The sequence below is a fragment of the Puia sp. genome, from assembly GCF_036500295.1.
Taxonomy (GTDB): Bacteria; Bacteroidota; Bacteroidia; order Chitinophagales; family Chitinophagaceae; genus Puia.
The window spans coordinates 1-7,084 of record NZ_DASYCH010000004.1; the positions used below are offsets into that span (position 1 = coordinate 1).

Consider the following 7,084-nt stretch of genomic DNA (forward strand, 5'->3'; position numbering starts at 1 on the left):
AAGATCGACTCCATCGAAGATTATGAACAGATCATCCTGCTGATGGAAGGAGAAATGATCGCATCCGGCACACATGCCGATCTGATGCAGACCTGCCCGGAATATGTACAGATCTATCAATCACAAAGAAGCACCAGCCACTATGAGCAACAAGAATTACAATCTAAATAGCCTCACCGCCGAACAGCCAAAGACCGCCACCTGGTCCGCCCTCCGCCGGCTGATCAACCTGCTCCCGCAAGAAAGGGGCAACCTCGTGCTGGCCCTGTTCGCAATGCTGGCCTATGCATTCCTGACCATGCTGGGACCCTATATCATCGGCACCACGATCAACGATTTTATCTTTCATAAAGACTATCACGGGGTCCTGGTCAACTGCGGTTGGTTGCTGCTGATCTATATGGTAAACCTCGGCTCGATCTATCTCCGCACGATCCTGATGGGGAATTTCGGGCAAAGGCTGCTCTTCACCCTTCGCAACACGATCTTTAACAAACTGCAGGAACTGCCCGTCGCCTTTTTCTCACAGAACAAAGCAGGCGACCTTATCTCCCGCGTCAACAACGATACCGATAAGCTCAACCAGTTCTTTTCCCAGTCCCTGATGCAGTTCGTCTCCAGCTTTTTTATTATCATCGGCGCAGGCGTTTTCCTCCTCGCCCTCAACTTCCGCCTGGGACTCGCTACCCTTGCGCCGGCCTTCCTCATGTGGTTGTTTACAAAATTCCTTTCCCCCTGGGTCAAACGAAAGAACGCCATCAACCTAAAAAATGTCGGCGGCATGAGCGCCGAGATCCAGGAAAGCCTCAACAATTTCAAGGTGATCCTTGCGTTCAACCGCCGCGATTATTTCCGCGCGCGCTTTAAGGAAGCCAACCATCGGAATTATTCCAGCGCCCTTCGCGCCGGCATCGCCAACGGCATCTTCACCCCCGTCTATGGCTTCCTGGCCAGCATGGGCCAACTGATCGTGCTGTTCTATGGCATCTACCTCATCACCGCCGGTTCTTTTACGGCCGGCTTCCTCATCAGCTTTTTTATCTACGCCACCAGCTTTTATGACCCGCTGAAGCAAATGGCGGCCCTTTGGGCCAATTTCCAGGTGGCCCTCGCCGGATGGGATCGCATCTCCCATATCCTGTCGATGGAATCCGATCTCGTTACCTTGTCCGCCGCCGCACGCGCACCGGCCGTCACCCCATCGACCAACGGCAATGGCAACAGTTCCCCCGCCCTCCTCGAATTCCGGCAGGTCTCTTTCCGCTATCCCGACGGCAAAGACGTCCTTCATCATAATAACTTCCGGATGGAAAAAGGCAAAACATACGCGTTGGTAGGCCCCACCGGTGGCGGCAAGACCACCACGGCCTCCCTGATCGCCCGCCTTTACGATCCCACCGACGGCGCCGTACTCCTTGACGGGAAAGATATCCGCACTTATACCACGGAAGAAAGGACCCGGAAGATCGGCTTTATACTGCAGGAACCCTTTCTCTTTACCGGTACCGTCCGGGATAATATCCTCTACGGCAACGGACAATACCTGGACTTCTCCAACGAACAGTTGGAGCAAGTGATCCATGACGCCAACCTCGAAACACTTTTGTCCCGCTTTGACCAGGGCCTTGAAACCCCCATCCTATCGGCAGGCGACGGCATCAGCCTCGGACAAAAACAACTCATCGCCTTTATCCGCGCCGTTCTCCGCAACCCCGAACTGCTGATCCTCGATGAGGCGACCGCCAATATCGACACGGTAACGGAAAAGATGCTGGAGGATATCCTTCGAAAACTGCCCGATACCACCACCCGCGTCATCATCGCCCATCGACTGAACACGATCGAGAACGCCGATGAGATCTTCTTCGTCAATTCCGGAGAGATCATCCGCGCCGGCAGCCTCGACCAGGCCGTCGATATGCTGCTCCAGGGGAAAAGAGTGAGCTGAGCCCGGCAAAGCCCCCTGCTTCGGGTAATTCAGAATGTCCCCAGTATGCTGTATTAGTTTGCAATCATAACGCAAACCATAACCATCATGCAACGATCCCTTACGCTTGCCCTCCTCATCCTGACCATCGGGACCGCCACCGCGCAGAACGGCAGTGGCTTTAGTCTTACAAGATCCTTTCCCATCGGCAGCCCCGGCGGATGGGACTATATTTCCGTCGGACCCGATAAAAAGCTCTATGTCTCGCATGGCACCCGGGTGAATATCCTCGACCAGCAGACGGGCGATTCCGTCGGCGTCATCCCGAATACAACCGGCGTCCATGGCATCGCCTTCGATGAACCGGCCGGAAAAGGTTATACCAGCAACGGCCGGCTGAACAATGTCACGGTCTTCAATATAAAGACATCCGCCATCCTCAGGCAGATCGCCACCGGCCAAAACCCCGATGCGATCCTCTATGACCCTTTCTCTAAAAAGATCGTCACCTGCAACGGCCGAAGCCATGACCTGACCGTCATCGACGCCGCCAGCGAACAGGTCGTAGCAACGATCGCCCTGGATGGCAAGCCCGAGACGGCTGTCTCCGACGATGCCGGTAAGATCTACGTGAATATCGAAGACAAGAATAAGATCACGGTGGTGGATATCCGTACCAATGCGGTCGTCACCAGTTGGCCCCTCACGGCCGAAGGGCCCACCGGCCTGGCCATCGACACAAAAACGAAACGACTCTTCGCGGGCTGTGATAAGTTCCTGGTCGTCATGGATGCCGGCAGCGGCGCCATCGTCGAGAAACTGCCGATCGGCGACGGATGCGATGGCGTTGGTTTTGACAGCGGTCTGAAGATGGTCTTCGCCTCTTGCGGCGAAGGCATGCTGACGGTGATCAAAGAAGGATCGGCCGCTTCTTTCAAAGTGATCGGCAATGTGCCTACCAAACGCAGCGCCCGCACCGTGGCAGTCGACGAAAAGACCCACCAGGTCTACCTGCCTGCCGCCGAGACGGAACCCGCCGCAGCCGGCCAACGACCCAAACAAAAGCCCGGAACCTTCCAGGTACTGGTCGTCAGCCGGAAGTGATCCCTGCCGCTTGACCGCATTCCAAAATCGGCGCGTAATCTGCCATTTTTGCGCTAAATTGTCGTACATAACCAAGAATGTATGCAAACAGCCATTTCCGAACCCGTCACCAGCACAAGTAATGCAGCCGGCAAGTATGGCCGCATAAAAAATTTTATCGACGGACAGTTCACCGGCAGCGCTGCTACCCGTAGCATCCCCGTCATTTCTCCCCTCGACGGCGCCCTCCTCGCCGAAATGCCCTGTTCATCCGCCGCCGACCTCGACGCCGCCGTCCGATCCGCCCGGACAGCCTTCCCCCGCTGGAGCAGGACGCCCATCAAGGAAAGAGTACAGGTCTTCTTTCGCTATAAATACCTGCTGGAGAAAAACCTGCAGGAACTCGCCGCCCTCGTCAGCGAAGAGAACGGCAAGACCATGGGTGAAGCCATCGCCGAGATAGAAAAATGCATCGAGCTCACCGAATTCGCCACCTCCCTGCCCCAACTGGTGACGGGCGAAGTACTGGAAGTAAGCAAGGGCGTGGAATGCCGGACCGAACATGCCGCCGTCGGCGTCGTCGCCTCCATCGTCCCTTTTAACTTCCCGGCCATGGTGCCCAACTGGACGATCCCCAACGCCCTGGCCCTTGGCAATTGCATGATCCTCAAACCATCCGAAAAAGTACCCCTCAGCGTCACCCGGATCGCCCTGCTCCTGAAAGAGGCCGGTCTGCCCGATGGCGTTCTAAATATCGTAAACGGTGACCGCGAGATCGTAGAGGCGATCTGTGACCATCCCGGCATCGAAGCCGTATCCTTCGTCGGGTCGACAAAGATCGCAAAGATCGTTTATCAACGCTCTACATCCCACTTCAAACGCTGTCTCGCCCTCGGCGGCGCCAAGAACCACCTGCTTGTGCTGCCCGACGCAAAGCCCGATATGACCGCCCAGAACGTAGCCGCTTCGATGAGCGGATGCGCCGGCCAGCGTTGCATGGCAGCTTCCGCCATGGTGGCCGTCGGCGATGTGGACGCCATCATCGATAAGATCTGCGCGGAAGCCCGTAAGATCGTCCCCGGCACAAACCTGGGCGCCGTTATCGACAAAGCCGCAAAAGAAAGGATCACCCGCTATATCACGGAAGCCGAAGAGCAGGGAGCAAAAATATTGGTCGACGGCAGAGGCGCTACCGTCCCCGGAAAAGAGAACGGCACCTATATAGGACCGACCGTCATCGACCAGGTGACCCCCGATATGGCAATCGCAAAAGACGAGGTCTTTGGCCCCGTCATCAGCATCCTTCACGTCAATACCCTCGACGAAGCCCTCGCCATCGAGAACGCCAGCCCCTATGGCAATGCCGCCTCCGTATTTACCCAGAACGGCAGCTACGCACGTTATGTCATCGACCACGCCAGCGCCGGCATGGTCGGCATCAATGTCGGCGTACCCGTCCCCCGCGAACCCTTTCCCTTCGGAGGATGGAACGAAAGTAAATTCGGCGTGGGCGATATCACCGGCAAAAGCTCCATCGAATTCTGGACGCGGCTAAAGAAAAGCACCGTCAAATGGAATCCGGAAGCCGGGACCAATTGGATGAGCTAGCCACCCCACCCCGGCCCCCTGACTTTGACAACGCAAAAAAACATGTATGCCAGCACAAACAACTATATCCGAAGCACAGGAGATCATACAGGACAGCCTCGACTACACGCTTTTCTCCTGGAGCAAACAAAAAGGCGTCACTCCCCTCGCCATCCGGCGCGCCGAAGGCGTTTACCTCTATGACTACGACGGCCGGCGCTATATCGACTTTTCCTCCGGGCTGATGAACGTCAATATCGGCCATGGCAATCAGCGCGTGACCGACGCCGTCATGCGCCAGATGCAGGAGGTGAGCTATGTCACTCCCGGATGCGTTACAAAGGCAAGGGGCGACCTGGGAAAAAAACTGGCGGAGATCACCCCCGGCAATCTTAAAAAGACCCTGTTCACGACAGGAGGGGCAGAGGCAATAGAGAACGCCATCAAACTGGCCCGTCTCTACACCGGCCGCCATAAGATCATTACCCGTTACCGTGCCTTTCACGGCGCCTCCTATGGAGCGATGACGGCCGGCGGCGACCCCCGGAAACTACCCTCCGACTCCCAGCAGGCTCCCAATTTCGTCCATGTCGAAGACCCCTACTGCTACCGCTGCCCCTGGAGCCAGGAGATCCAAACCTGTCACCGGGAATGCGTATCGCATATAGAAAGGGTCATCCAATTCGAAGGCCCGGAGAATATCGCCGCCATCCTGATGGAGGGAGAGAGCGGCACCTCCGGTTGTATAAAATACCCGCCGGACTACTTGCAAAAGATAAGGGCGCTCTGCGATAAGTATGGTATCCTGCTGATCGCGGACGAGGTGATGAGCGGATTTGGACGAACGGGAAAATGGTTTGCAAGCGAACTGCATGGCGTCGTACCCGATATGATCGCCACCGCCAAAGGCATCACGGCCGGATACCTTCCACTCGGCGCCCTCATCGTCACCGACAAGATAGCCGACCACTTCAACGACCGCATCCTCTGGCTGGGACTCACGTATTCCGCCCATCCCGTCGTCTGCGCCGCGGCTGTGGAGGTGCTGAAGATCTACGAGGACGAGAACCTCCTGGCAAACGCCGCCGCCATGGGCCGGTATCTCGATCAACAGGCGGCGCTTCTGAAGGAACAGCATCCCTGTATCGGAGATTTCAGGAACACCGGTCTGCTTGGCTGTTTCGAACTGGTAAAGGACCGCGCGACAAAAGAACCCATGGCCCCCTTTAACGCAAACCCCGGCGAAATGGCCGTCATGAACCAGGTGGCTGCCCGGATCAGGCAGCTTGGTATGTATGCCTTCGTCCGCTGGAACTATGTCTTTGTGGCCCCGCCCCTGAGCATCACCCGCGAACAACTGGACGAAGGGCTGGCGATCATCAGCGAAGCCCTGACCATCGCCGATGCACCTGTCACCCATTAACCAACACAACCCGCATATCGCCTATGTTGTCATCCCTCCCTTCGTCCTCCCCCGGCACGCCAAACGCCCCTGTGCCCTCCCCTTCACTGTACAGTGAGGACCTGGCGCCCATTCCAACGGAGAAAAGGAGCTGGACCACCTGGAACTATGCGGCACTTTGGATCAGCATGAGCCTTTGCATCCCCACCTATATGCTGGCCAGCTCCCTGATCGGCGGCGGCATGAACTGGTGGCAGGCGATCGGCACTATCTTCCTTGGCAATAGCATCGTACTGGTGCCGATGATCCTCAACGGACGCGCCGGCGCAAAATATGGCATCCCCTTTCCCGTTTTCGCTCGCGCCAGCTTCGGAGTGAAAGGCGCCAATATCCCCGCGATGCTCCGCGCCATCGTAGCCTGCGGCTGGTTCGGCATCCAAACCTGGATCGGCGGCTTCGCCCTCTACCAGATGGTCCGGATGTGGATGCCCTCGATCGCTGCCCTGCCCCCGCTCTTCCCCGCCTCCTGGGGACTGGCTACCGGACCCGCCATCTGTTTCTTCCTGTTCTGGCTCCTGAATATGTACGTCGTTTGGCTGGGCGTGGAAAGCATCCGCAAATTGTTGGTGTTTAAAGCTTTTTTCCTCCCCGTGGCGGCACTCGCCTTGCTCTGGTGGGCGATCGCACAGGTACACGGCGGACTGGGACCCATCCTGACCCAGCCCTCCCGTCTTTCCGGTTCCGCCTTCTGGGCCTTCTTTATCCCGGGGCTGACAGGAATGGTAGGCTTCTGGGCCACCCTCTCCCTGAACATACCCGACTTTACCCGTTATGCCGTCAGTCAGCGGGCGCAGGTAAGAGGCCAGGCTATCGGACTGCCGGCTTCGATGACCCTGTTCTCCTTCATCGGCGTAGTGGTGACCTCCGCTACCACGATCATCTACGGAACGACCATCTGGGACCCCGTCGTACTGGCAGGAAAATTCGATAGCAAGCTGCTCGTAAGCATCGCCATGATCGCCGTCGCCATCTCTACCCTCGCCACCAATATCGCCGCAAATATCGTAAGCCCTGCCAATGACTTC

The 7,084-nt window shown here is 57.2% G+C and carries 5 protein-coding genes; all 5 read left to right on the plus strand.

Annotated features, from left to right (window positions below):
* Positions 1–142 precede the first annotated feature (142 nt).
* Complete coding sequence (locus VGM48_RS02510; RefSeq protein ID WP_331576134.1) at positions 143–1,948, plus strand: ABC transporter ATP-binding protein; 1,806 nt, start codon at positions 143–145, stop codon at positions 1,946–1,948.
* A gap of 87 nt (positions 1,949–2,035) precedes the next feature.
* On the plus strand, positions 2,036–3,031 hold the full coding sequence (locus tag VGM48_RS02515) for a YncE family protein (protein WP_331576135.1): 996 nt from the start codon (positions 2,036–2,038) through the stop codon (positions 3,029–3,031).
* Positions 3,032–3,112: 81 nt separating this feature from the next.
* On the plus strand, positions 3,113–4,618 hold the full coding sequence (locus VGM48_RS02520; protein ID WP_331576136.1) for a CoA-acylating methylmalonate-semialdehyde dehydrogenase: 1,506 nt from the start codon (positions 3,113–3,115) through the stop codon (positions 4,616–4,618).
* Positions 4,619–4,664: 46 nt separating this feature from the next.
* Entirely contained in the window at positions 4,665–6,020 is a 1,356-nt protein-coding gene (locus tag VGM48_RS02525; protein ID WP_331576137.1) for an aminotransferase class III-fold pyridoxal phosphate-dependent enzyme, read from the plus strand.
* A 23-nt stretch (positions 6,021–6,043) separates the two neighbouring features.
* The coding region (locus VGM48_RS02530; RefSeq protein WP_331576138.1) for a cytosine permease at positions 6,044–7,084 on the plus strand (1,041 nt) is incomplete at its 3' end.

Excerpts from the sequence above, each read along its gene's own strand:
- VGM48_RS02520 (WP_331576136.1), top strand. The coding sequence starts at position 3,113 with ATGCAAACAGCCATTTCCGAACCCGTCACCAGCACAAGTAATGCAGCC.
- VGM48_RS02525 (WP_331576137.1), top strand. The coding sequence starts at position 4,665 with ATGCCAGCACAAACAACTATATCCGAAGCACAGGAGATCATACAGGAC.
- VGM48_RS02515 (WP_331576135.1), top strand. The coding sequence starts at position 2,036 with ATGCAACGATCCCTTACGCTTGCCCTCCTCATCCTGACCATCGGGACC.
- VGM48_RS02510 (WP_331576134.1), top strand. The coding sequence starts at position 143 with ATGAGCAACAAGAATTACAATCTAAATAGCCTCACCGCCGAACAGCCA.